Origin of the sequence: Kitasatospora sp. NPDC091335 (assembly GCF_044757205.1) — a bacterium.
Lineage (GTDB): Bacteria > Actinomycetota > Actinomycetes > Streptomycetales > Streptomycetaceae > Kitasatospora.
Map to the genome: position 1 here is coordinate 303,216 of NZ_JBIVUM010000007.1, position 22,269 is coordinate 325,484.

The window sequence follows — 22,269 nt, forward strand, 5'->3', positions numbered from 1 at the left end:
GGTCAGTCGGTCGAGTCCGGCGGGAAGGCGACCGGGTAGGCCTCGGCGAAGTCGGCCGAGCGCGCCACCTCGCGCCACCTGGTGTCCTCCGCCAGGAGCCGCCGGTCCATCGCGATCGAGCCCTCGGCGGCGTTGACCCCGAGCGGCAGGTGGTGCGGGATGTCGCGCCGCCTGGCCATCCCGACCAGGATGCCGGCGGCCCGGACCGGGTCGCCCGCCGCACCGTCCCCACCCTGCCGCAGCCGCCGGTTCACGGCGCCGACCGTCTCGTCGTAGGCCTCCGGGACGTCGTGGACGACCATCGAGGAGCCCGCCCAATCGGTGCGGAAGCCGCTGGGTTCGACGACCAGCACCCGCACTCCGAACGGCGCGGTCTCGGCGCGCAGCACGCGGCTGAACCCGTCGATGGCGAACTTCGCCGCCTGGTACGACGCGATGCCGGGGGAACCGCCGACCCGGCCGCCCATCGAGGAGAACTGCACCACCAGCCCACCCCGTTGCTCGCGCAGCAGCGGGATCGCGGCCTTGGTGACGTGGTAGACGCCCCAGAAGTTGGTCTCGAACTGAGCCCGGAAGTCGGCGTCCTCGGTGGTCTCGATCGGCGAGACGTTGGCGTAGCCGGCGTTGTTCACCAGCACGTCGATCCGGCCGAAGGCGGCCCGCGCCTCGGCGATGGCCGCGCGGGCGGCCGCCGGGTCGGTGACGTCCAGCGCGATCGGGCGGATCCGGTCGCCGAACTCCTCGACCAGGTCGGCCAGTTGCTCGGGGCGACGGGCGGTCGCCGCCACTCGGTCGCCGGCCTCCAGCGCGGCTCGGACGAGGGTGCGCCCGAAGCCTCGCGAACTGCCGGTGACGAACCAGACCTGCTCCCCGCCCGCCTCCATGCCGTGCTCCATGTCCGTGTTCCGCTCCATGTTCTGCTCCATGTCGTTAGTAAAACACCGTTGCACTAATATCACAACGCCGTTGCACTAATAGGGCAACACCGTTGCCCTACCATGGGCGGGTGGATGCACCTGAGTTCCAGCGCGCACGCTCGCCCGAGGCCAAGCGCCTCCGCGAGGCCGCGATCCTGACGGCGGCCCGGTCACTCGGCCACGAGCGCGGCATCAGGGACGTCACCCTGACCGACATCGCCGCCGCGGTGGGGATGCACAAGTCGGCGCTGCTGCGGTACTTCGAGACCCGCGAGGAGATCTTCCTGCGCCTGACCGCCGAGGGCTGGGCGGAGTGGTCCCAGGCGCTGACCGCGCGGCTGCGGGAGACCGCGGAGCCGGGCCCGGCCGCCGTGGCCCGGGCGTTCGCCGCCACCCTCGCGGCCCGCGGGATGTTCTGCGACCTGCTCGCCCACGCACCGCTCAACCTCGAACGCAACGTCTCGCTCGACGCCGTACGCGAGTTCAAGCTCGCCACACTCGCCGCCCGCGAGCCGATCGCCGCGGCCGTCCGCGAGCAGCTGCCCGCCCTCGACGAGCAGGACGTCGTCGACCTGGTCGCCACCGCCGTCTCGCTGGCCGGCGCCCTGTGGCAGATCGCGAACCCGGGCGCCGAGGTCGCCGCGCTCTACCGCGGCGACCCGCGGCTCGCCCACGCCGTCGTCGAGGTCGAACCCCGGCTCGCCCGCGTCCTCACCGCCACCGTCACCGGGCTGGTCGCGGGCCGGTGCGAACCGCGGCCCTGACCGGCTCCGGCCGCGCCCGGCGCGTGCGTTCCGGCGCGTGCGTTCCGGTGCACCCGGACGGCCCGTCCGACGGGCCGCACAGGGGATCCGACCCTACGGTGCGGCCAGGGGGTCATCCGAGCGGAAGGCTGTTTCTGGCATGGCTGGAAGATTCGAGCTGTACGTGGACGAGGGCGGCATGCACCGGTTCCGGCTCAAGGCGAGCAACGGGACGGTCGTGGTGACCGGCGACCCGCAGGAGAGCAAGGACGACTGCCTGAAGAGCATCGAGTCCATCCGCAAACTCGCACCGTACGCGGAGCTCAAGGAGACCGCAGGGTCGCTGTGACACCGAGGGTTCCCGGACGCGGGTCGGCGGTTCAAATCGCCGACCCGCGTTCGCCTCTATGACAGATCCCTTTGGCCGGACGCATGCCGGACCCGGACAGAACACTGGCATGCGCGTCGTCATCGTCACCGAATCCTTCCCGCCCGAGGTCAACGGAGTCGCCCACAGCGTGCTGCGGACGGCCGAGCACCTGGTCCGCCGGGGCCACCGGCCCCTTGTCGTCACCCCCGCGCCGGCGCGGGGCACCGAGTGCCCGCCGGAGACCTTCGGCGGCGCCGCGGCGGGAGAGATTCCCGTGGTGCGCATTCCGTCGGTGCCGCTGCCGGGGTACCCGCAGGTGCGGATCGCGCTGCCCAGCCGGCAGCTGGCGGCCGCGATCGCCGGGCACCGGCCGGACCTCGTGCACCTGGCCAGCCCGTTCGTGCTCGGCGCGCGCGGGATGCAGGTCGCCGCACGGCTCGGGGTGCCCGCCGTGGCCGTCTACCAGACCGACCTGGCCGGGTACGCGCACGCCTACCGGGCCGGACGGGGACTCGGGGAGGCCGCCGCCTGGCGGCGGATCCGGGCCGTGCACCGCGCCGCCGCCCGTACCCTGGCGCCCTCCACCCCGGCCGCCCAGGACCTCGCCGCGCACGGGGTGCCGCGGGTGCAGCTGTGGCCGCGCGGGGTGGACTCGGTGCGGTTCCACCCCCGGCACCGGGACGAGGCGCTGCATCGGGCGCTCGCGCCGGGCGGGGAGGTGCTGGTCGGGTACGTCGGCCGGCTGGCCCCGGAGAAGCGGGTCGATCTGCTGGCGGCGGCCTCGGCGCTGCCGGGGGTGCGGGTGGTCGTCGTCGGGGACGGCCCTTCGGCACCCGGGCTGAAGGCCTCGATGCCGGGCGCGGTGTTCCTCGGCCGGCGCACCGGTGACGAGCTGGCCCGCTGTTTCGCGGCCCTGGACCTCTTCGTGCACACCGGCCCGCTGGAGACCTTCTGCCAGACCATCCAGGAGGCGATGGCCAGCGGCGTGCCGGTGATCGGCCCCGCGGCGGGCGGGCCGCTGGACTTGGTCGCGCACCACCGCACCGGCCTGCTGGTGCCGCCCCGGGACGGTGCGGCGGTGGCCAGGGCGGTGGCCGAACTGGCCGCCGACCCGGCCAGGCGGGCCGCGTACGGGCGGGCCGGACGGGCCGAGGTGACCGCGCGCACCTGGGAGGCGGTCGGGGACCTGCTGCTGCGGCACTACGCCGAGGTGCTGGCGGAGCACCGCGGGCTGCCGTTGCCGTCCGCTCCCCCGGCGACGGTCGAGCCGGTGGCGCCCGCCCTGCCGGAAGAGCTGCCGGCATGACCTCCGTTCCCGGTGTCACCCCCGCTCACGACGGCGGGGCGCTGACGATCGTCCGGCTCGCCAACTTCGTCACCCCGGTCTCCGGCGGCCTGCGCACCGCGCTGCGCCACCTGGGCGCCGGGTACCGGGCGGCCGGGCACCGGCCGGTGCTGATCGTCCCCGGTGAGCGGCGCTCCGAGGAGGAGACCGAGCAGGGCGTGGTGGTCACCCTGCCCGGCCCGGTGCTGCCGGCCGGCGGCGGCTACCGGCTGCTCACCGACCGCCGGGCCGTGGCCGGCGAGCTGACCAGGTTCTCCCCGGACCGGCTGGAGGTGTCCGACCGCACCACACTGCGCTGGACGGGCGCCTGGGCCCGGCGGCACGGGGTGCGCTCGGTGATGGTCTCGCACGAGAGCGCCGCCGGGGTGCTGCGCACCTGGGGCGTGCCCGGTCCGCTGGCGGGTGCGGCGGCCGACCGGCTCAACGCGGCCACCGCCCGCGCCTACGACGCGGTGCTCTGCACCACCGACTGGGCCGCGGCGGAGTTCCGCCGGATCGGCGTCCCGAACCTGGTCCGGGCCCCGCTCGGGGTCGACCTGGACACCATGCGGCCGCTGCCCGCCGCCGAACGGGCGGCCGAGCGGGCCCGCTACGCCACCCCGGAGGAGACCCTGCTGGTGCTCTGCTCACGGCTCTCGGCGGAGAAGCGGCCCGAGCGGGCGATCGAGGCGCTGGCGGCGCTGCGGGCCGGGCGGCGGCCCGCCGTGCTGGTGGTGGCCGGGACCGGCCCGCTGCGGGAACGGCTGGCGGACCGGGCCGCACGGCTGCGGCTGCCGGTGCGCTTCCTCGGGCACCTGGGCGGGCGCCCGGAACTGGCCCGGCTGCTGGGGTGCGCGGACGTGGTGCTCGCGCCCGGTCCCGTGGAGACCTTCGGGCTGGCCGCGATGGAGGCGCTGGCCTGCGGGACTCCGGTGGTGGTCAGCCGCTCCTCCGCGCTGCCCGCACTGGTCGGGCTCGCCGGCGTGGCGGCCGGCGACACGGGCGACGGATTCGCATCCGCGGTGGGGCAGTTGCTGGCACGGCCGGAGGAGCTGCGGCGGGCCGCCGCCCGGTCGCGGGCCGAACGGTACGGCTGGCCGGCGGCGGTGGCGGCGTTCCTGGCGGCGCACGGCGTGCACGCCGTGCACGGCGACGAGGCGGTGCGCGTACGCGGGGACGCGGTGGTGCGCGTACGCGGGGACGAGGCATCGGGCGTACGCGGGGACGAGGCAGTGGACGGGCACAACGACGAGGCCGCGGCGGGGGGTCGGGATGAGCACACTGGACGCCGGGCGTGACCGGGCGGCGGAGGAGCGCCCCACGGCGGGCGAGCTGCTGCGCTTCGTCGCGCTCGGGGACTCGCTCACGGAGGGGGTCGGGGACCAGGTCGGCGAGGTCCGGCGCGGCTGGGCCGCCGTCCTCGCCCACTCGCTGGCGCCCGAGGGGCGGGACGTCGAGTTCACCAACCTGGCGTACAGCGGGGCACTCACCACCGAACTGACGAATCGTCAGCTCGGCGCGGCGCTGGCGCTGCGGCCCCAGCTGGCCGCGGTGGTGGTCGGCGGCAACGACACCCTGCGCACGGGCTTCGACATCCGGCGCACCACCCTGGAGCTGGACGCCACGATGGGTGAACTGTCCGGCCACGGAGCCAGGTTGCTCACCGCCTGCCTGCCCGACCCGGGCAGCCTGCTCCGGCTCCCGGCGCCGCTCGCCCGTCCGCTGGCGCGCCGGATGCGGGCGGTCAACACCGTGGTGCACACCCTCACCGCACGCCACCGGGCGGTGCACCTGCACCTCGCCGAGCTGCCCTGGCTGACGGAGCGCCGGCTGCTGAGCGTGGACCGCCTGCATCCCAGCGCCGAGGGCCACCACCTGATCGCCCGGCGGTTCCACGACCTGCTCACCGAGGCCGGCCACCCGCTCGGCCCGCCGCCGGCCCCCGTCCCGGCGGAACCCCCGCCGCGTCTGGCCGCCGACCTCTGGTGGATGGCCACCCAGGGCACCCGCTGGCTCGCCGCCCGCAGCACCGACCTGTTGCCGGGCCTGCTCGCGCTCGCCGCCGCCGAGGCCCTCGCCCGCCTGCGCGGCGGGAGCGGGCGGCACGACGAGCAGATGGCGCGAGCGGCGGCGCAGGCACTGGCGGCGCTGGGGTGAGGCGGGTGGCGGACCTCCGGATCCGTTCCAGTCATCCGAGATGACCCCACTGGGGTAGCCGGGCCCACGGGTCCCCCGATCGTGGCGGTGGAGGCCGCCCCCCGGTGGGAACCATCGGGGTGGCCCGGATTGTCGTGTCCGGGGAGAACATGGCGGAGGGAGCCGGGGTGGAGAACGCGGGCGCGGTCGGCCGGGGGGTCCTGGCGGCGGCAGGGGTGCTGTTCCCGGACGGGGCGGGGCGGGTGCTGGTGGTGCGGCTGCCGTACGACCGGAAGCATCCGGTGGCGATCCCGGGCGGTAACTGGGAGCCGGAGGACCGGTCACCCCGGGAGACGGCGCTGCGGGAGATCCGCGAGGAGCTGGGGTTCACGCCCCGGCTGGGGCCGCTGGCCGGTGTGGACTGGGCGCTGCTGCGCGAGGGCGACCGGCCGATCGTCGCGTACATGTACTGGGCCGAGCCGCTGACGGCGGAGCAGACCGCGGCGTTCCGGCCGGACCGGGCGGAGGTCGGCGGCTGGACCTGGCTGACCGCGGAGGAGGCCGGGCACGCGCTGCCGCCCCGGCTGTCGCGCCGGGTGACGGCCTGTCTGCGGGCGGCCCGCGACGCCGGGCCGGTGGAGCTGGAGGACAGCCGGCCGGTCGGGCACACGCTCGGGTGGCTGCCCGCCGACGGGCCGGTGCCCGAGTACGTCGGACTGCCGGCGGCGCCGGGGCTGTCCCCGTCGACCGAGGAGCCACCCGAGCCGCCGATGGACCGGGAGACCTACTTCGCCACCCGGCCGCGGATCCGGGCCAAGGCGCGGGCGCTGTTCACCGACGCCGCCGGCCGGGTGCTGCTGGTCCGGCTGCGGCCGTGGGACGGGCCGCGCGGACGGACGCCGTACTGGACGCTGCCGGGCGGCGGGGTCGAGGCGGACCGGGAGATGCCCCGGGCGGCGGCCCGGCGGGAGATCCGCGAAGAGCTGGGCTGGGAGGCCGAACCGGGGCCGCTGCTGGCGTTGGACTGGCAGCCGGGCGCGGCGGCCGACCCCGAGGCCGACCCGGCGACCGGCCGGGACACCGCCGTCCTGGTGTACGTGTTCGACGGGGGCACGGTGACGGAGCCGATACTCGGCTCGATCGTGCTGCCGGAGGAGGAGCTGGTGGAGTGGCGGCTCTGCGCTCCGGACGAGGCGCGGACGCTGCTGACCGGCCCGTCCTGGGACCGTACGGCCGCCGCGCTGGCCGCCCGGGAAGGGCCGGGCGGGCCGGTCGAGCTGGTGCGCGGGCGGGCCGTGGGACCGGACCTGCCACGGGAGTGACGGCGGGACGGACGCCGGGTGCGGCGCCCTGCCCGTCCCGGCGGCGCGTCAGACCTCCAGGTCGGCCTCGATCCGGCCGAGCTGGTGGCGGGCCATCGCGAGGTTGGCGCGCGACTTGTCCAGTGCGAGGTAGAGGAACAGGCCCTTGCCGGTGCGGCCGGTGAGCGGGCGGATCAGGTGGTACTGGCTGGTCAGGGTGATCAGGATGTCCTCGATCCCGTCCTGGAGGCCGAGCATGTCCATGGTGCGCATCTTGGCGCGCACCACGTCGGTGTTCCCGGCGGCGGCGACGTTGAGGTCCAGGCCGCCGGGGCCGTCGAGGGTGGCCAGCGCCATGCCGCTGTTGTAGTCCACCAGGGCCGCGCCGATGGCGCCCTCGATGCTGGTCATGGCCTGCTTGAGCGCGCCGGCTGCGTCGGTCATCTGGGTAACTCCCGTTCGGTGGTGAGGTGGTGATGTGGTGATGTGGTGAGGTGGTGAGGTGGTGGCTGGTTCGGGTGCCCGGTGCCCGGCGCTGCGGAGCCGCGGTGACGCGGCCCTGCCGCGGGCCGGTGGACGGCCTGGTCAGACCGCGTCGCGCGGGTCCTTGGGCACGAGGGCGTCGCTGAGCAGCCCCGCGATGCGCTGTGCGCTGCGGCGGGCCTCCAGGTGCAGCCGGCCCACGTTGACGTCCGGGCGCGCCAGCAGGGTCAGCACGCAGCTGCCGCCGGCCGCGTAGGTGGCGACGTAGCCGTTCTCGCCGCGCACCAGCGACTCGCGGAACTCGCCCTGGCCTGTGGTGTCGGCGAGCCGTTGCGCCAGCGAGAGCGAGGCCGCCGTCATCGCGGCCAGGCCGGACGGTTCGGTGCCATGGGTGTCGTGCGCGACCAGCAGGCCGTCCACGCTGGCGACGAGGCCGCCCGCGAGGTGCGGGACACGGTGTTTGACGGCGCGCAGTTCGGCGAGCAACTCGGTCTCCAAGGCGATCAGTTGTCTCCTTCCGACACGCTGCTTGAGTGCCCGCCTCATGGCCGGGACGGCTGGGTCGCGGGCGGGGAGTGGGTCAAAGTCGGGCCTCCAGAAGGTCTCGGACCCGGGTCAGCAGGGCGATGTCCGGGTCGGGGACGGCGAGCGGGTGGGCCGCTGCCGTGGTGGGCGGGTGTGCGGAGTGCGTGGGGGCGGCGGTCCCGCTGCCGGTTCCGGTGGGGTTCGAGGCCGGGGCCGCGGCGGGGGCCGCCGTGGGCGCTGCGGCGCGAGCCGCGGCGGGGGCCGCTGCGGCCGGGGCGTCGGCCGGTCCGCCGCCCCTGAGGCCGGCGCCGGCGAGTCCGGCGTCCCGGAGCGCGGCGCCGGGCACCCTGCGGTGCAGCCCCCCGGGTGCCCGTCCGCCGGCGGCCGGTGGGGGCGCCACGGGGGCCCGGGTGGCCGGAACCGACCCCTCGGGGGCGGGAGCCCCGGCTACCGGGGCATCGGCAGCCGGGGCCTCGGGCGGGCGCAGGGCGTCCAGCAGTCCGGCGGCGGCCAGCCGCCGGACGTCCGCCGTCACGCCGAAGCCCGAGCGGCCGAGCAGCCGGGCGAGGTCCGCCGGGGTTCGCCGGCCGTCGGCGTGGTCCAGCAGCTCGCGGCGCCGTCGGCCGGACGGACGGTGGGGCGGCCGGCGGCCGTGCTCGACCGGACGGACCGGAGCGTTGTCCAGCTGGCCCCACGGCCAGATCCCGTCGAGCAGCCGCCGGCGGCGTTCGACCTCGCGGTGCAGCCGGGCCGGATCGACCGCCGCGACCGGTCCGAGCCAGTGCCGGGCGTCGGCGTCGAACCTCCAGCGGCCGCCGGACGGATCGGCGAGGACGAAAAACGCCGCGTCGAACAGCGTTCCCAGATGTCCGAGTTCGAGTTCTCCGCGGGTGAGCAGTCGCCGTTCGACCAGCGCCTCGCCGACCCTCTCGTGCGGGCCGTGGACCCGGAGCAGTTCCGCCCACTCCTCGGGGGTGGTCCGGCCGCAGCCGGTGAGCAGCTCGGCCAGTCCCGGAGCCCGGGCGGACTCGGCCGCGGTCACCCGGCCGTCGACCAGGTGGAGGCTGCCGAGCGGCCCGTACAGGGCGCCGGTGGCGCGGCCCCTGGCGAGCAGGGCGAGCGACTCGCCCGGGGTCCTCGGCGTGGCGGCCCCCGCCTCGGACGACTGCGCGGCACCGGTCGCGGCGATCACGCGTTCACCCCAACACCAGCTCCTCGGTGAGGGCTTGGAGGCGGAAGCGGGCGGCGGCGAGGTTGCCTTCCGCCCGGTCCAGCCAGAGGTGCAGGACGAGCCTGCTGTCGAAGACGGTGTCGATGAAGCGGATCAGGTGGTAACTGCGGCCGGCGGTGACGATGATGTCCTCCAGCGGGGCCCGCCGGTCCTCCGCCACGGTGAAGGTCTGGCTCTCAACGGCCGCTCGCACCAAGTCCGTTGCCTCGGCGGCTGAGGTCTCGTGCTCGCCCGTCGGACTGTGCCCGAGGCTGCCGAGCGCGAGCCCGCTGCTCCAGTCGACCAGGCTCGCGGCGCGGGCCCCGGCGATCGCCATCGCTCCGGAGAGGCATTCGTCGATACCGGGCACACCGGCTCCTTCGCGGGGTCTGGGCGGCCGGGCACAGCACTGCCCGACCGGTTCACCACCAGCAGTGGCACGTCCGACACGGAAGGCTACTGCCGGATCTCGTACGACGAACATTCCCATGGCATATTCACATCATCGGCGGCCAGTTTCAGCCAAGAACTGACGGTTCATCAATTCGGCCCCGACAACAATGGCGCTGGCAGACCGGAACGTCCGGAACGGTGTTCGCGGACCACCTGGCACGCGACCTTGGCCGACATCGAGCCGCCAGGAAGAGTTTCGCGCCCAAAAGTACGATAAGAGGACGCGCCTGTGAGGCGCGAGCACGACGAAGGGGCCCGTTCCGCTGGACGGAACGAGCCCCTTCGAGTGGAGCGCCAGGCCCGGGTCGCACGGACTCTCCCTACTGAAAGTAGGGCGTGCTCTGGTAGCACCGCTGACGCCTGTTCGAGAGTTGTTTCCCGGAAGATCACTTCCCCTCGACGAGCAGAACACTAGCAGGTCATCACGGCCGGTCAGAAATCGCGGCCGGGGCACCGGAGGCGGGACGGGCCGAGGAGGGAACGGGTGGCGGACAGGCCGGGACAGATCAGCCCAGCAGCGCCCGGTAGCCCTCGATCAGGGCGGTCAGACCGAGCCCGAAGGCCCGGTCGGCGCGCTCGCGCCCGACCGGGACGGCATCCAGGGCACCGGCCAGCCGCGGGGTCGCGGCACGGTCGACGGCGTCGACCATGACGTCCGGGGCGACCAGGTCCAGCGCCGACCCCAGAACGAAGCTCTCCAGGGCGGTGATCAGGCCCATCACGTCCCGCGCGGCGAAGCCCGCGTCCTCCAGGGTGGCGACGGCCCGCTCGTACAGCTCGTGCATGAACGATTCGGCCAGCGGGGCGGTGGCGAGCAGCCGGACGATGCCGGGGTGTTCGGCGAAGGCGTCCCGATAGGCGTGCGCCCAGGTGCGCAGCGCGGCGTCCCAGGGCTGCTCCCACATCGACTGCTCGCCGATCGTGCGCACCAGTTCGGCGCGCATCAGGGCGACGATCTCGGCGCGGCCGGCGACGTGGTGGTAGAGCGCGGAGGGACTGACCTTGAGCGCGCCGGCCAGCGCGGGGATGGTGAGGTCCCCCGCCTCGTCGACCAGCCGCAGCGCGGTGTCCACGATGCGCTGCCGGTCCAGCAGGGGTGTGCGCGGCCTGGGCATGCCCGGTTCCTCACCTTCGGGGTCGCCGAGCACCGTCGGCCCCCGACAGACCAAGATCGTCGTTATCCAAGCGTTATTGAACGGCTTTCAGTAAAACCCTTCCGCACCCGCCGGTGCCGTGCCTACGGTAACCGAACCCCATTCGGTTGAGGCAGGCCGTCCACCCGTCGTCCTGCCCTGCCCCGGAGAGGACGCACACCCCCGTATGCGTGCCGAAACGATCTTCACCGGCGGCCGGATCCACACCGGAGACCCCGCCCTCCCCCGCACCCACGCCCTCGCCGTCAGCGCGGGACGGATCGCCGCCCTCGGCGACGCCGCCCTCGCCCTGCGCGACGAAGGCACCGCGACCGTCGACCTCGACGGCGGCGCCCTGCTGCCTTCCTTCGGCGACGGCCACGTCCATCCGCTGATCGGCGGCATCGGCCTGCGCGGCGTGCCGGTCCGCGACTGCACCAGCCTGGAACAGGTCGTGGAGGCCGTCCGCGACTGGGCACAGCGCCACCCCGAGGCCGAGTGGATCACCGGCGACGCCGTCGACCCCTGGCTGGCCGAGGGCGGACTGTTCGACGCCCGGCTGCTCGACGCCGCCGTCCCGGACCGGCCGGTGCTGCTGCGCACCATGGATCACCACACCGGCTGGGCCAACAGCGAGGCGCTGCGCCGGGCCGGGTACGGGCCGGACACTCCCGAGCCGGTGGGCGGCGAGATCGTCCGCCGGCCGGACGGCAGCCCGCTCGGCACCCTGCGCGAGTTCGGCGCGCTCAACCCCGTCCTCGCGCTCGTCCCGGCGCCGCCGGTGGCCGAGCAGGTCGCCGCGCTGCGGGAGAGCACCGCCGCGCTCGCCGCCGCCGGACTCACCTGGCTCCAGGACGCCTGGGTCGAGCCAGCCCAGGTGGACACCTGGCTGGCGGCCGTCGCCGAGGAGGACCTGCCGGTCCGGGCCGGACTCGCCCTGCTGCTCGAACCGGAGGGCTGGCGCGAACAGCTCCCCCGCCTGGCCGCCGACCGCGACCGGGTCGAGGCCGCCGGGCGCGGCCGGCTCACCGCGCGGGCGGTCAAGTTCTTCGCCGACGGTGTCATCGAGTCCGGTACGGCCGCGCTGCTGGAGCCCTACAGCGACTGCCCGCACTCCCACGGCCAGGCCAACTGGACCGGCGCCGAGCTGGCGGAGGCGGTCACCGCGGTCGACGCGCTGGGCTTCCAGCCGCACATCCACGCGATCGGCGACCGCGGCGTGCGGATCGCCCTGGACGCCGTCGAGGCCGCCACCCGCCGCAACGGGGTGCGGGCCCGCCGACCGGTGATCGCACACGTCCAGCTGGTCCACCCGGACGACCTGCCGCGCTTCGCCGAACTCGGCGTGATCGCCAACTTCGAGCCGCTGTGGGCGCAGACCGACCCGCTGATGACCGAACTCACGCTGCCCAGGATCGGCCCCGAGCGCGGTGCCCGGCAGTACCAGATCGCCGCCCTGCTGCGCGACGGCGTCCGGGTCTCCTTCGGCAGCGACTGGCCGGTCACCCGCCACGAGCCGCTGGCCGGGCTGGCCACCGCCGTCACCCGGCAGAACCCGGACGGCCTGCCGGACGGCGGCTGGCTGCCCGAGGAGCGGATCGGGCTCACCGAGGCGCTGGCGGCGTACTCGGCGGGCGTGGCCCACCAGGCCTTCGAGGAGGCCGAGTGGGGCGTGCTGCGGCCGGGCCTGCGGGCCGACCTGGTGCACCTGGCCACCGATCCGTACGCGGTGCCGGCCGGTGAGCTGGCCTCGATCGAGGTGGCCGGCACCTGGCTCGGCGGGCGGCGTACCCACGGTGGGCCCGGCAGCAGCCACGGATCGGCGCGCTGAGGCGGCGCGCGTACGCGCCGGCAGGCCCTCCGACCGACACCGACATCCCGACCGATGTCCCGACGGGTTCCGGCCGTCCCCCACGGCGGCCCTGCCCCGTTCCCCCGGTCGGCGGCCGACTCGAATCCGCCGCCGACCGCTCTACCCTCGTCCGTACGACCTCAGGAGAGCTCCCCCATGAACCTGCCCTCCGACGCTGCTTCCTCCTCCGCGCTCCGTCCCCCCGACGCCGTTCCGTCCTCCCCCGCCTCGCCCGCCTCCCCGGACGCCCCCGGCGGCCTGGAGCGCGGGGTGCTCGGCACCGGTGACATCGTCTTCTTCGTCGTGGCCGCCGCCGCGCCGCTGACCGTGATGGCCGGCGTGGCACCGTTCGCGATCTCCTTCGGCGGCATCGGCACACCGGTCGCCTACCTGGCCACCGGCGTGGTGCTGGCGCTCTTCGCGGTCGGCTTCACCGCCATGACCGCACACATCCGCAACGCCGGCGCCTTCTACGCCTACGTCACCCGCGGCCTCGGCCGGGCGGCCGGGCTGGGCGCGGCCCTGCTCGCGGTGCTGTCGTACAACGCCATCCAGATCGGCATGTTCGGCGCCTTCGGGTACTTCGCCCACACCACGGCCGCCGACCTGCTCGGGCTGGACCTGCCCTGGCCGGTCTGGGCCCTGTTCGGGGTCGCGGTGGTCTGGTTCCTCGGGTTCCGCTCGATAGACCTCGGGGCCAAGGTGCTCGGACTGCTGCTGATCGCCGAGACCGGCATCCTGCTGGTGCTCGCCGTGGCGGTGCTGGTCAAGGGCGGGGCACACGGGCTCAGCCTGTCCTCGTTCGCGCCGAAGCAGGTGTTCTCCGGCGGGATGGGCGGGGTGCTCGGACTCTCCTTCGCCGCCTTCATCGGCTTCGAGGCCACCGCGATCTACCGCGAGGAGGCCAGGCAGCCGCACCGGACCGTGCCGCGCGCCACCTACGCCGCGATCGCCTTCCTCGGCCTCTTCTACACCTTCGTCACCTGGGTGATCGTGCAGGCCTTCGGCGACACCGAAGCCGTCGCGACCGCCACCGCCGACCCGGCCGGGATGTTCTTCACCGCGATGACCGACTACGTCGGCGGCTGGGCGACGGACGTCCAGCGGGTGCTGATCGTGACCAGCCTGCTCGCGGCGCTGCTCGCCTTCCACAACACCATCACCCGGTACGGCTACGCGCTGGCCACCGAGCGGGCCGCGCCGGCCGCGCTCGGCCGGATCCACCCGCGCCACGGCTCGCCGTGGATCGGCGGCATCGCGCAGTCGGTGCTGGCGGCGGTGGCCGTCGGGGTGGCGGCGCTGATCGGGGCCGACCCGTACGACCAGTTCTTCCTCTGGGTGAACTCCCCCGGTGTGGTCGGCATCCTGGTGCTCCAGGCGCTGGCCGCGTTCGCGGTGTTCTCCTTCTTCCGCCGCAACCGGGCGGCCGCCGCGAGCGCCGGGGTGTTCCGTACGGTCGTCGCGCCGCTGGCCGCCACCGTGCTGCTCTGCGGGGCCACCGTGCTGGTGGTGTGGCGGCTCGACCTGTTCACCAGTGCCGGGCCCGAGGTCAACTGGCCGCTGGTGGCGATCGTTCCGGTGGTGTTCCTGACCGGCGTCGGGATCGCCCTGCGGCTGCGGGCCCGGCGGCCGGAGGTCTACGCGCGGCTGGGGACCACCGGGGCCGGCGAAGGCTGAGCCCTGGCTGCCCCGGTTGCCCCGGTTGCCTTGCATTGCACGGGCTGCCCGGTTGCGCGGGCTGCCCGGGCTCCTCTCCGGAGCCGACCCCTCAGCCCTGGCCGACCGCTTCGGCGAGGAGCCGGTAGGAGTCGAACAGCGCGGCCCGGTCGTAGGTACTGGTGCTGACCAGGAACTCGTCCGCCCCACTGCGCTCCACCAGCGCCACCAGCTCGGCGGCGGCCTGCTCCGGGGTGCCCGCGATGTGGCCTTTGAGCGACTGCTCGTACGCGGCCCGCTCCCTTGCCGTCATCTCCCGGGCGCGGACCTCGGCGGCGGGGGTCAGCGGCGGGAACTCCCCGTGGGTGCGCGAGTACGCGCCGGACCAGGCCTCCGGGACGAGCAGCTCACGCGCCCGCTCGGCCGTGTCGGCGACCGCCACCGTGCCCGAGACCACCACGTACGGCTCGGCGGACTGCGCGGAGGGGCGGAACCGGGTGCGGTAACGGTCGATCGCCGCGAGCATCCGGTCCTCCCCGCGCGCGGCGGCGATCACCAGTGGCAGCCCGGCATCGGCGGCCAGGTCGGCGCCCGCGCCGGTGGCCAGGACGAAGGCCGGGACGTGCAGGCCCTCGGCCGGACGGGCATGGACCCCGCGGTGCGCCTGCTGCGAGCCGTCGAAGTAGCCGAGCAGTTCGGCCAGCTGGGCGCCGAACTCGTCCGCGACGTCCTTCTCCCGCCCCAGCGCCCGCCGTACACCGTCGGTGAAGCCCACCGAGCGCCCGAGCCCCATGTCGATCCGCCCCGGGAACAGCGCGGCGAGCACCCCGAACTGCTCAGCCACCACCAGTGGTTGGTGGTTGGGCAGCATCACCCCGCCGGTGCCGACCCGGATCCGCGTGGTGGCCGACGCCACCGCCGCGGCGAGCACCGTGGGAGCCGATCCGGCCACCCCCGGCACGCCGTGGTGCTCGGAGACCCAGAACCGGTGGTAGCCGAGCCGCTCCGCCTCGCGGGCGAAGGCCACCGTGTCCCGCAGCGCCTGGGCCGGCTCCTCTCCCTGTCTGGTCCGGGAGCGGTCGAGCACGGAGAGCCTGGTCCTGGGCGCGGCACTGGTCACGCGGTGGACAACGCCCGCCCGCCGCACCGGCATTCCCGGGCTGCCGGGCCGGAGCCGAAGCCAGGGCTGGAACCGAAGCCAAGACCGGAGCCGGAGCCGGAGCCGACGGCTCATGGCCCACGGCTCAGGAGCCCGCCCCGGGTATTCGGCGCCGGAGGGTGCCTGCGGCCTTGCGCCGCCCCCAGGGCTTGTACACCGACAGGATCACGTTGAACAGGTAGAGCGTCAGCGCCACCGCCGGGACGATCACGGTGTTGTAGCGGACGAAGCCGAGGTCCGCGACGGTGATCGGCCCGGTCGGATGGGCCTCCGCCACCCGCACCGCGTCGTGCAGCCGGGCGGTGAGGGCGAAGACGGAGGCCGCCATCGCCCCGAGCGTCAGCCAGAACTTGGCACTCACCCAGTAGTACCGGAACAGCCCCCAGGACGTGCCGAGCCCGAGCGCCACCCCGCTCAGGAAGGTGAGCAGGCTCAGCGGCAGGACCAGCGCGTCGCCGAGCAGGCCCATCGCCCGGTAGGCGGTGCGCAGCCGGTCGGCGTCCCCGGTCGTCAGCGCCGTCACCGCCAGGGTGAGCAGGCAGAGCATCAGTGCCAGCCAGCTCACCGAGGCGACGACGTGCAGGACGACCAGGGGTTTGCGTGCCCCCGGTGGCAGGCGGCGGTCGGCGGATGGCCGCCTGCCACCGGACGCCGGGTCGGGCGCCACGACGGCGCCGGTGGGCGAGCGCACGGGCACCTCCTTCGAGTCGGGGTCATCAGGACGGCCCCAGGCTCTCCCGTCCGGGCCTCATCGGGCATCTGACGGTGGAAGTAACCTCGCCTACTCCCAGGCGAGTACGCACCCTCGGCAACCGCCGGACCGCTACTCCCTCGGTAGCAGCGGTCCCAGCGGGAGCACCAGCGGGAACAACGCGGACAACGGGAGCACCAGCGGGAGCGGCACCACGGCTCAGTCGGTCACCGCGAACCCCTGCTCCGCGCCCAGCCGCTGCAGCGAGGCCTGCCCCGGAATCCCGTCCGCCGCCCCCGCCTGGTACCCGCAGCGCCGCTGCCAGGCGGCGTACGCGGAGACCGTCAGGCTGCCGAACGAGCCGTCCGCCCACCGCTGATCGAGCAGCCCCTCGTCGACGAGCGCCTGCTCCACGATCGCCACTTCTGCCCCGTACGTCAGGTGCCCCTGCGCGGCCCCCGGATCGGACTGGGCGGCCGCGATGACGTGGGAGACCGAGACGGTCCGCTGCCCGGGCAGGTAGCCGAGCAGCCGGCGCAGCGAGCCCTCGCCGGGGACGCCGTCCGCCGCCTGCCCGGAGTAGCCCAGACTCCCCTGGTAGTCCGCGTAGTTCGCGGTGTCCGCGTCGGTCCAGTCCGGGCCGGGGCCGGAGCGGTAGTGGCTGCCGAAGCCGTGCGAGACCAGCGCCCGTCCGACCGTCGTCACCTGGTAGCCCTGGGCGCCGTAGCCGTACCTCAGGCCGTTGATGCTGACCTGGTAGCGGGCGGGCGTGGCCGGGGGCACCGGGTGCTGCTGCGAGGGCGGGATGTCCGGGGAGCCGCCCGTGAAGTCGGGCCAGGTGCCGGGGTCGGTGTGGTCGTTGAAGGGCACGTGGGCGTGCGCGTACCAGCCGCCGCGGGTCTCCCAGGCCCGCTCGTCGCGGTGGCCGGAGAAGTCGGCCGGCCGGCCCATCGGCCACACGTCGGGCACGCCCCAGGAGGAGATCCAGGCGTGGATCCGGTCCCAGCCGGCGCACGGGGTGTCGACGAGCCGCGGGTAGGTGCCGCCCCGGTAGCGGCAGTAGGGGAAGAACACCGCCTCGATCTGGATCACCACCCGCCCGGCCCGGTTGGTGCGGGTCGGGCTCTGGGCGGGGCTGAGCAGGCTCTTCGAGCGGGAGTCGGCCGGGAACAGCTGGGTGGCGCGGCCGCTGAACGGGTCCCAGACCAGGTGCGGCGCGTTCCCGGCGCCGCTGCCGGTGAAGTAGCCGACCAGGTCCTCGTAGGAGCACCAGTCCTGCGGCGCGGTGGCGGTGGCGTTGCGGTCCCAGGTGATGTGGGCGATGGCCTTCGGCGGGTACTGCTGGTCGGTCGGCGCGTGATCGCCGAGGTCGTGGACCTCGGCACCGGGCAGCCACAGTTCGGGCATCGTGGTCTCCTCCGAACGGCGTGAGGGCATCACCTCGGGTATCGGCAGGTACGGCTCGCGGATTGACCCCGAGGGCACAAATGCGCGGCGGTGAACCCCGCGGGCCCGCCCGGCCGTTCGACTCTGCGGAGGGTATTCGCCTCCATGTGCGACTCGGGCGCCCGTGCGGGGACGGCCGATCGCGCGGCGCATTTCACCCTGCCGAGGCCCGGCTGTCAATCGTTGACATCACAAGTGGTCTAGTCCACGGTGGTCGGCGGACCGGTCCGAGCCGACGCCCGGGGCTTCCGTGCGCGCTCAACTCGCAACCGTGGAACCGAATCTGACGATCCGACGGAGAAACCCGCACCATGCAAAGAGTCTGCCTCGCCCTGCCCACCATGCGCCCCTGCCCCGACACCATCGTGGACCTCGCCGAGGAGGCGGCCTACGCCGTCGAGAACTTCGGGGTCGAGGTGCACCTCCTCGTCCTCGACACCACCGACGCCGTCGAGTTCGCGAAGAACGCGGGCGCGGTGGCCGCGCTGGAGCCCACCCCCGGCGTGTTCGTCCACCACCTCGGCGAGGCGCAGCAGCGGGAGTTCCTGCGCCGGGCGAGCGTGCGCTCCGGCGCCGCCGACCCCGAACTGCTGCTCGACCTGATGCTCCCGCGGGCCGTCGCGTACGGTTCCTGCGTCAACCGGCTCTTCCTGGGCGCGGCCGCCCTGGACTGCACCTCGGTGCACCTGCGCAACGACGACGCCGACTTCCAGGTCCTCGACGGCCGGAAGGTCTTCCCGATCCACCACGAGCTGCTCTCGATCGGCCGGCCGGCCGGCGAGGCGGCGGCCGGCGTGTCCCGCTCCGTGCTCGACCCGGCCGACGCGGACAAGCCGGTGATGCTGGTCGCCGGCTCCTTCGTCGGCGAACTCTGCGTGGACATCAGCGAGATGCACGACCTGGACCCGGCCGTCTACCGCGAGGTGGTGCGCCTGTGGGCCCCGCCGGTGTGGTCGGACGAGGAGAAGGACGCGATGGTGGACGTCTCCTTCAAGGGCGCCGACTCCGAGCCGTTCAGCACCGACGAGTCCGTCCTCGGCGTGCCCGACATCTGGGACGTCTTCATGTGCAACACCGCCCTGGACCACCGCGCCTACGAGGTGCTGCCGCTGCTGCCCTCGATCGAGACGATCGGCAGCGACTACGTCCTGCTGCACGCCCTGGTCCACTCCGGGATGCCCGGCGTCGTCCACAACCGGCACATCGTCAACTACTACACGCCCGAACGTCGCACCGGCGCCGGCTTCATCGCCTACCAGACGCGGTTCGTCAAGTTCCTGCTCTCGATGCTGTACCTGTACCCGGTCTACGGCGGGATGATCGACCTCGGCCGCGGCCTGCTGGACGAGCGGCACGGGCTGAGGATCGAGCCGATCCTCGACCTGGCGCGGGGCAGCGTCGACTGGGACCGGGCCGGGAACGAGCACTGCCTGGACGTCCTGGACCGCTCCTACCGCAAGCTGGGCGGCAAGTACGCCGACCTCGCGGACGCGGTGGCCGGGCAGCGGCAGCAGCTCCTGGACGAGGCACAGGAGGACGCCAGGCGCTGGGTGGTGCTGGTGGAGGCCTGGGCGGCACTGGTGGCCGCCGCCCGCGCGGAGGGGCTCGGCGCCGCTTCCGAGGTCTCGGCCAGGTGAGCGAGGACCTCCGGATCCGGCTCCTGGCCGACGGCGACTGGGACGCCGTGGTCGCGCTGGAGCACGACGCCTACGCCGCCGACGGCCTGTCGGAGGGCCGGGAGGCGCTCCAGTCCCGCGCCCTCGGCTCGCCGGAGACCTGCTTCGTCCTGGAGCACCACGGCGCCGTCCGCGGCTACCTGCTGAGCCTGCCGTACCCGCCGCTGCGCTGCCCGGACCTCGCCCATCCGGAGGACGGGGCCTTCGCCTCGGACAACCTCCACGTGCACGACCTGGTGATCGCCGAGGAGCTGCGCGGCCGGGAGGTCGCGCTGGGGTTCATCCGGCACTTCCGGTCGCACGCGGAGGAACTGGGCTACGAGCGGATCTCGATGGTCGCGGTGCGCGGCGCGGACATCCTGCTGCGGCTGCTCGGCTACCGGGCGCACCGGGAGGTGGCGGTCCCGGCCTCCTACGGGCGGCGCGCCGTCTACATGTCGATGCCGGTGCGCTGACCTGCGGGGATACGTGGACGAATGATCACTCTTTCGGCCTAGTTTCAACCCGGTTCGGACGGCGGGGATCACCCCATCGGGTGAAGCTGGTGGCGGCTGCGCCGTACGCGCAGCCGCCGGCAGCACCCGCCCGTACGCCCGAGGGAGAAGCGCATGAAGGCCGCCGTCGTCCGCGATTTCACCGCACCGCTGACCATCGAGGACCACCCGGTCCCCGAACCGGCCGCGCACCAGGTCCGGGTCCGGATCGAGGCCTCCGGTCTCTGCCACACCGACATCCACGCCGCCCACGGCGACTGGCCGGTCAAGCCCAGCCCGCCGTTCGTCCCCGGGCACGAGGGCGTCGGCATCGTGGAGGCGGCCGGCGCGCAGGTCCGGCACGTCCGGGTCGGCGAGCGGGTCGCCATCCCCTGGCTCGCGGACGCCTGCGGACGCTGCGACCAGTGCGTCACCGGCTGGGAGACGCTCTGCCTCCAGCAGCACAACAGCGGCTACTCGGTGGACGGCGCCTACGCCGAGTACGCGCTCGCGCACGGCGACTACGTCGTCCCCGTCCCGGACGGCACCGACCCGCTGGACGCCGCCCCGCTGTCCTGCGCGGGCGTCACCACCTACAAGGCGCTCAAGGTCTCCGGCGCCGGCCCCGGCACCCGGGTACTGGTCTCCGGCATCGGCGGGCTCGGTCACCTGGCCCTCCAGTACGCCCGGATCTTCGGCGCCGAGACCATCGCCGTCGACGTCACCGACGACAAGCTCGCCCTGGCCCGCGAACTCGGCGCCGACCACGTCCTCGACGCCCGCACCCAGGACGTCGCCGCCGAGGTCCAGGCCCTCGGCGGCGCCCACGCCGCGATCGCCCTCGCCGTCAGCAACGCCTCCTTCCAGGCCGCCTACGGTGCCCTGCGCCGCGGCGGCACCCTCGTCCTGGTCGCCCTCCCGGCCGGCGGCAAGCTCGAACTCCCGGTCTTCGAGACGGTGCTGAACGGCACCAAGGTGATCGGGTCGATCGTCGGCACCCGCGAGGACCTCGCCGAGGTCTTCCGGCTGCACGCCCTCGGCCGCACCCGGGTGATCCGCGAGACCCGCCGGCTGGAGGACGTGAACGCCTGCTTCGAGGAGGTGCTGAGCGGCGAGGTCTCCGCCCGCCTGGTCTTCGACCTGCGCTGACCCCCCCGACCCGCGCACCGCCGAGGCCGCCGCGCGGAACCCGGCGCTGCCGCCCGAGGTCCTGAGGGCGCTGGTCCGGTAGCGCCCGGCCGGGCCCGGTTCGTCCGGGTGGGGTTGCAGTTGCGTCTCCGTTCCGTTCGGCGTGGGTACGAAGTGGGCGTCGGTCCGGGATGGTGGAGGCGACCACTCGTGCGGCAAGGGGAGTTGCCATGGGGGACGGCCGGGGGCCCGAAGCGGCCGTGGTGACGGCGCTGCTCGACGACGGGCCGCATCGGGCGGTCGCGGACGTGGTGCGGGCGCGGCTGCGGATGGTGCCGGAGGGGGCGCGGGCCCTCACCGCGGCCGAGGCGAGCCCACAGGACCCGCAGGCCCGGGCGCTGTTGACCGCCGCCGTCGCCCACCTGCTGGCCTCCGACCCGGCGTTCGCCCAGTACCTGGCCACCACGGAGCTGGGGCGGCCCGCCGACCCGCGGACCGTCCAGCTCCGCACCGGCCCGGCCGGCCCACCACCGCCGAAGGGCCCCGCCACCGTCCAGCTGCGGACCGGCCCACGGCCGGAGAGCCCGAGCACCGTCCAGCTGCGGCTGGACCCGGAGGCCGCCCGCGCCGGGCTGCTCGCCGGCAGACGGAGCAGCGCCGGGATCCTGGTGGCGCTCGCCCTGGTGCTGATCACCGCGCTGGTGGCGCTCGGCGTCCACCTGGGCTCGCGCCCGCTGCTGAAGCCGGGCGGGCCCGGCCTGGCGCGCGCCGCGCAGCCGCTGCGGGACCCGGCGCTGGTCCAGGGGGTGCTGCCCGACGAGGGGGCGATGCCGAGCGGCTGGCGGGTGCAGCGGGCCGCGGAGTCGGGGACGGGAACGGCCGACCCGGCCCGGTGCCTGCTGCCGGGCTCCTGCGACCAGCAACTCGCCTACGCCACCGTGACGTTCGGCGCCGCCTCGGTGCAGACCGTGGAGTTCGGCGTGACCGCCTTCGCCTCCCCCGAGGCCGCCGCCCGCGCCTTCGACACCGTGCTCGAACGCACCGGCGGCGAGGAGGCGACGGCGGTGGCCGTCCCGCGGACCGGCGACCGGAGCGCCACCCGCACCCTCGGCACCGGCACGGCGGTCGCGCTGGTCAGGGTCGGCAGCGTGCTGCTCATCGTGCGCGACGAGGGGCCCGGCGCCGCCCTCACCGCGCCCGGACTCACCCTCTTCGCCGGGCTGATCGCCGACCGCGCCCGGCAGGCGCAGGACGGCCGCACCCCGGACGCCTCCGCCCGCGGGACAGCCGGCTGAGCGCGGGACGGCCGGCTGAGCGCGGAGTGACGGGCTGACCGTCGGGGCTTGCCGAGGCAGCCGAGGACGGTCGCCACCGCGCGCGCCCGGACGAACCCCACCCCGACGCGTTCGGCCCATGGACCCGGCTGCCCCGGGTCCCCGCCCCTCGCTCTCCGTTCGAGGCTCCCACCCCGCGTCCCGCACCCCGCGGAGCGGGCCGAGGCCCTGGTCAGCCCGGAGGTGTGCCCGACCCCACCCCATCGTGGGCCCGACCCCGGACCGCGACGGCAGCCGGGTCCCGGACGGAACCGGAGCG

21 protein-coding genes are annotated in these 22,269 nt (G+C 74.7%); 12 read left to right on the forward strand and 9 right to left on the reverse strand.

Annotated elements, in window-relative coordinates:
- Nucleotides 1-2 precede the first annotated feature (2 nt).
- Nucleotides 3-884: an SDR family NAD(P)-dependent oxidoreductase gene (locus tag ACIQOW_RS17875; RefSeq protein ID WP_188297676.1), complete on the reverse strand. Its 882-nt coding sequence runs from the start codon at nucleotides 882-884 to the stop codon at nucleotides 3-5.
- Between the two features lie 122 nt (nucleotides 885-1,006).
- Between ACIQOW_RS17875 and ACIQOW_RS17880 the strand changes: the two genes are divergently transcribed.
- From ACIQOW_RS17880 to ACIQOW_RS17905, 6 genes are all read left to right on the forward strand, one after another.
- Entirely contained in the window at nucleotides 1,007-1,681 is a 675-nt protein-coding gene (locus tag ACIQOW_RS17880; protein WP_401085659.1) for a TetR family transcriptional regulator, read from the forward strand.
- 139 nt (nucleotides 1,682-1,820) lie between these two features.
- The gene (locus ACIQOW_RS17885; RefSeq protein ID WP_188297669.1) at nucleotides 1,821-2,009 is read left to right on the forward strand and encodes a DUF1508 domain-containing protein; all 189 of its coding nucleotides are present in this window, start codon (nucleotides 1,821-1,823) and stop codon (nucleotides 2,007-2,009) included.
- A 109-nt stretch (nucleotides 2,010-2,118) separates the two neighbouring features.
- Complete coding sequence (locus ACIQOW_RS17890; RefSeq protein ID WP_401085663.1) at nucleotides 2,119-3,336, forward strand: glycosyltransferase family 4 protein; 1,218 nt, start codon at nucleotides 2,119-2,121, stop codon at nucleotides 3,334-3,336.
- Entirely contained in the window at nucleotides 3,333-4,652 is a 1,320-nt protein-coding gene (locus ACIQOW_RS17895; protein WP_401085665.1) for a glycosyltransferase, read from the forward strand. The genes ACIQOW_RS17890 and ACIQOW_RS17895 overlap by 4 nt, the downstream gene beginning before the upstream one ends.
- Nucleotides 4,627-5,511 carry an SGNH/GDSL hydrolase family protein gene (locus ACIQOW_RS17900; RefSeq protein WP_401085668.1) on the forward strand — a complete coding sequence of 295 codons (885 nt, stop codon included), beginning with the start codon at nucleotides 4,627-4,629 and terminating at the stop codon, nucleotides 5,509-5,511. The genes ACIQOW_RS17895 and ACIQOW_RS17900 overlap by 26 nt, the downstream gene beginning before the upstream one ends.
- Before the next feature lie 149 nt (nucleotides 5,512-5,660).
- Complete coding sequence (locus ACIQOW_RS17905; RefSeq protein ID WP_401085671.1) at nucleotides 5,661-6,812, forward strand: NUDIX hydrolase; 1,152 nt, start codon at nucleotides 5,661-5,663, stop codon at nucleotides 6,810-6,812.
- Between the two features lie 48 nt (nucleotides 6,813-6,860).
- Here ACIQOW_RS17905 and ACIQOW_RS17910 read toward each other — a convergent pair whose 3' ends face one another.
- The 5 genes from ACIQOW_RS17910 to ACIQOW_RS17930 all read right to left on the reverse strand — a co-directional run bounded on the left by ACIQOW_RS17910 (nucleotide 6,861) and on the right by ACIQOW_RS17930 (nucleotide 10,577).
- Nucleotides 6,861-7,235, reverse strand: a complete 375-nt coding sequence (locus ACIQOW_RS17910) for a hypothetical protein (protein ID WP_188297664.1) — start codon at nucleotides 7,233-7,235, stop codon at nucleotides 6,861-6,863.
- Nucleotides 7,236-7,376: 141 nt separating this feature from the next.
- Nucleotides 7,377-7,772, reverse strand: coding sequence for a roadblock/LC7 domain-containing protein (locus ACIQOW_RS17915; protein ID WP_317620158.1), 396 nt, complete (start codon nucleotides 7,770-7,772; stop codon nucleotides 7,377-7,379).
- An 82-nt stretch (nucleotides 7,773-7,854) separates the two neighbouring features.
- Nucleotides 7,855-8,991 (reverse strand): hypothetical protein, encoded by a 1,137-nt coding sequence (locus ACIQOW_RS17920; protein WP_401085674.1) that lies wholly within the window; start codon nucleotides 8,989-8,991, stop codon nucleotides 7,855-7,857.
- Nucleotides 8,992-8,995: 4 nt separating this feature from the next.
- A complete protein-coding gene (locus tag ACIQOW_RS17925) occupies nucleotides 8,996-9,379 on the reverse strand; it encodes a hypothetical protein (protein ID WP_401085676.1) in 384 nt (127 codons plus the stop codon).
- A gap of 589 nt (nucleotides 9,380-9,968) precedes the next feature.
- Entirely contained in the window at nucleotides 9,969-10,577 is a 609-nt protein-coding gene (locus tag ACIQOW_RS17930) for a TetR/AcrR family transcriptional regulator C-terminal domain-containing protein (protein WP_401085679.1), read from the reverse strand.
- A gap of 205 nt (nucleotides 10,578-10,782) precedes the next feature.
- Between ACIQOW_RS17930 and ACIQOW_RS17935 the strand changes: the two genes are divergently transcribed.
- Together ACIQOW_RS17935 and ACIQOW_RS17940 are read left to right on the forward strand one after the other, a co-directional pair.
- Nucleotides 10,783-12,426, forward strand: a complete 1,644-nt coding sequence (locus ACIQOW_RS17935; RefSeq protein WP_401085682.1) for an amidohydrolase — start codon at nucleotides 10,783-10,785, stop codon at nucleotides 12,424-12,426.
- Between the two features lie 177 nt (nucleotides 12,427-12,603).
- Nucleotides 12,604-14,124, forward strand: a complete 1,521-nt coding sequence (locus ACIQOW_RS17940) for an APC family permease (protein WP_401085685.1) — start codon at nucleotides 12,604-12,606, stop codon at nucleotides 14,122-14,124.
- 91 nt (nucleotides 14,125-14,215) lie between these two features.
- On the opposite strand, the gene ACIQOW_RS17945 is transcribed toward ACIQOW_RS17940, so the two are convergent.
- From ACIQOW_RS17945 to ACIQOW_RS17955, 3 genes are all read right to left on the reverse strand, one after another.
- Nucleotides 14,216-15,223: an LLM class flavin-dependent oxidoreductase gene (locus ACIQOW_RS17945; RefSeq protein ID WP_401085688.1), complete on the reverse strand. Its 1,008-nt coding sequence runs from the start codon at nucleotides 15,221-15,223 to the stop codon at nucleotides 14,216-14,218.
- A 124-nt stretch (nucleotides 15,224-15,347) separates the two neighbouring features.
- Entirely contained in the window at nucleotides 15,348-15,953 is a 606-nt protein-coding gene (locus ACIQOW_RS17950) for a DUF2269 domain-containing protein (RefSeq protein ID WP_401085690.1), read from the reverse strand.
- 219 nt (nucleotides 15,954-16,172) lie between these two features.
- Nucleotides 16,173-17,360, reverse strand: coding sequence for a peptidoglycan-binding protein (locus ACIQOW_RS17955; protein WP_401085693.1), 1,188 nt, complete (start codon nucleotides 17,358-17,360; stop codon nucleotides 16,173-16,175).
- A gap of 350 nt (nucleotides 17,361-17,710) precedes the next feature.
- Here ACIQOW_RS17955 and ACIQOW_RS17960 point away from each other — a divergent pair, with 350 nt between their 5' ends.
- The 4 genes from ACIQOW_RS17960 (at nucleotide 17,711) to ACIQOW_RS17975 (ending at nucleotide 21,971) form a co-directional block, all read left to right on the forward strand.
- Nucleotides 17,711-19,036 carry a DUF6271 family protein gene (locus ACIQOW_RS17960; RefSeq protein ID WP_401085695.1) on the forward strand — a complete coding sequence of 442 codons (1,326 nt, stop codon included), beginning with the start codon at nucleotides 17,711-17,713 and terminating at the stop codon, nucleotides 19,034-19,036.
- Complete coding sequence (locus tag ACIQOW_RS17965; protein WP_401085698.1) at nucleotides 19,033-19,530, forward strand: GNAT family N-acetyltransferase; 498 nt, start codon at nucleotides 19,033-19,035, stop codon at nucleotides 19,528-19,530. Before ACIQOW_RS17960 ends, ACIQOW_RS17965 begins: the two co-directional genes overlap by 4 nt.
- Nucleotides 19,531-19,683: 153 nt before the next feature.
- Nucleotides 19,684-20,697, forward strand: coding sequence for an alcohol dehydrogenase AdhP (gene adhP / locus ACIQOW_RS17970; protein ID WP_401085701.1), 1,014 nt, complete (start codon nucleotides 19,684-19,686; stop codon nucleotides 20,695-20,697).
- A 209-nt stretch (nucleotides 20,698-20,906) separates the two neighbouring features.
- Entirely contained in the window at nucleotides 20,907-21,971 is a 1,065-nt protein-coding gene (locus ACIQOW_RS17975; protein ID WP_401085704.1) for a hypothetical protein, read from the forward strand.
- Nucleotides 21,972-22,269 lie beyond the last annotated feature (298 nt).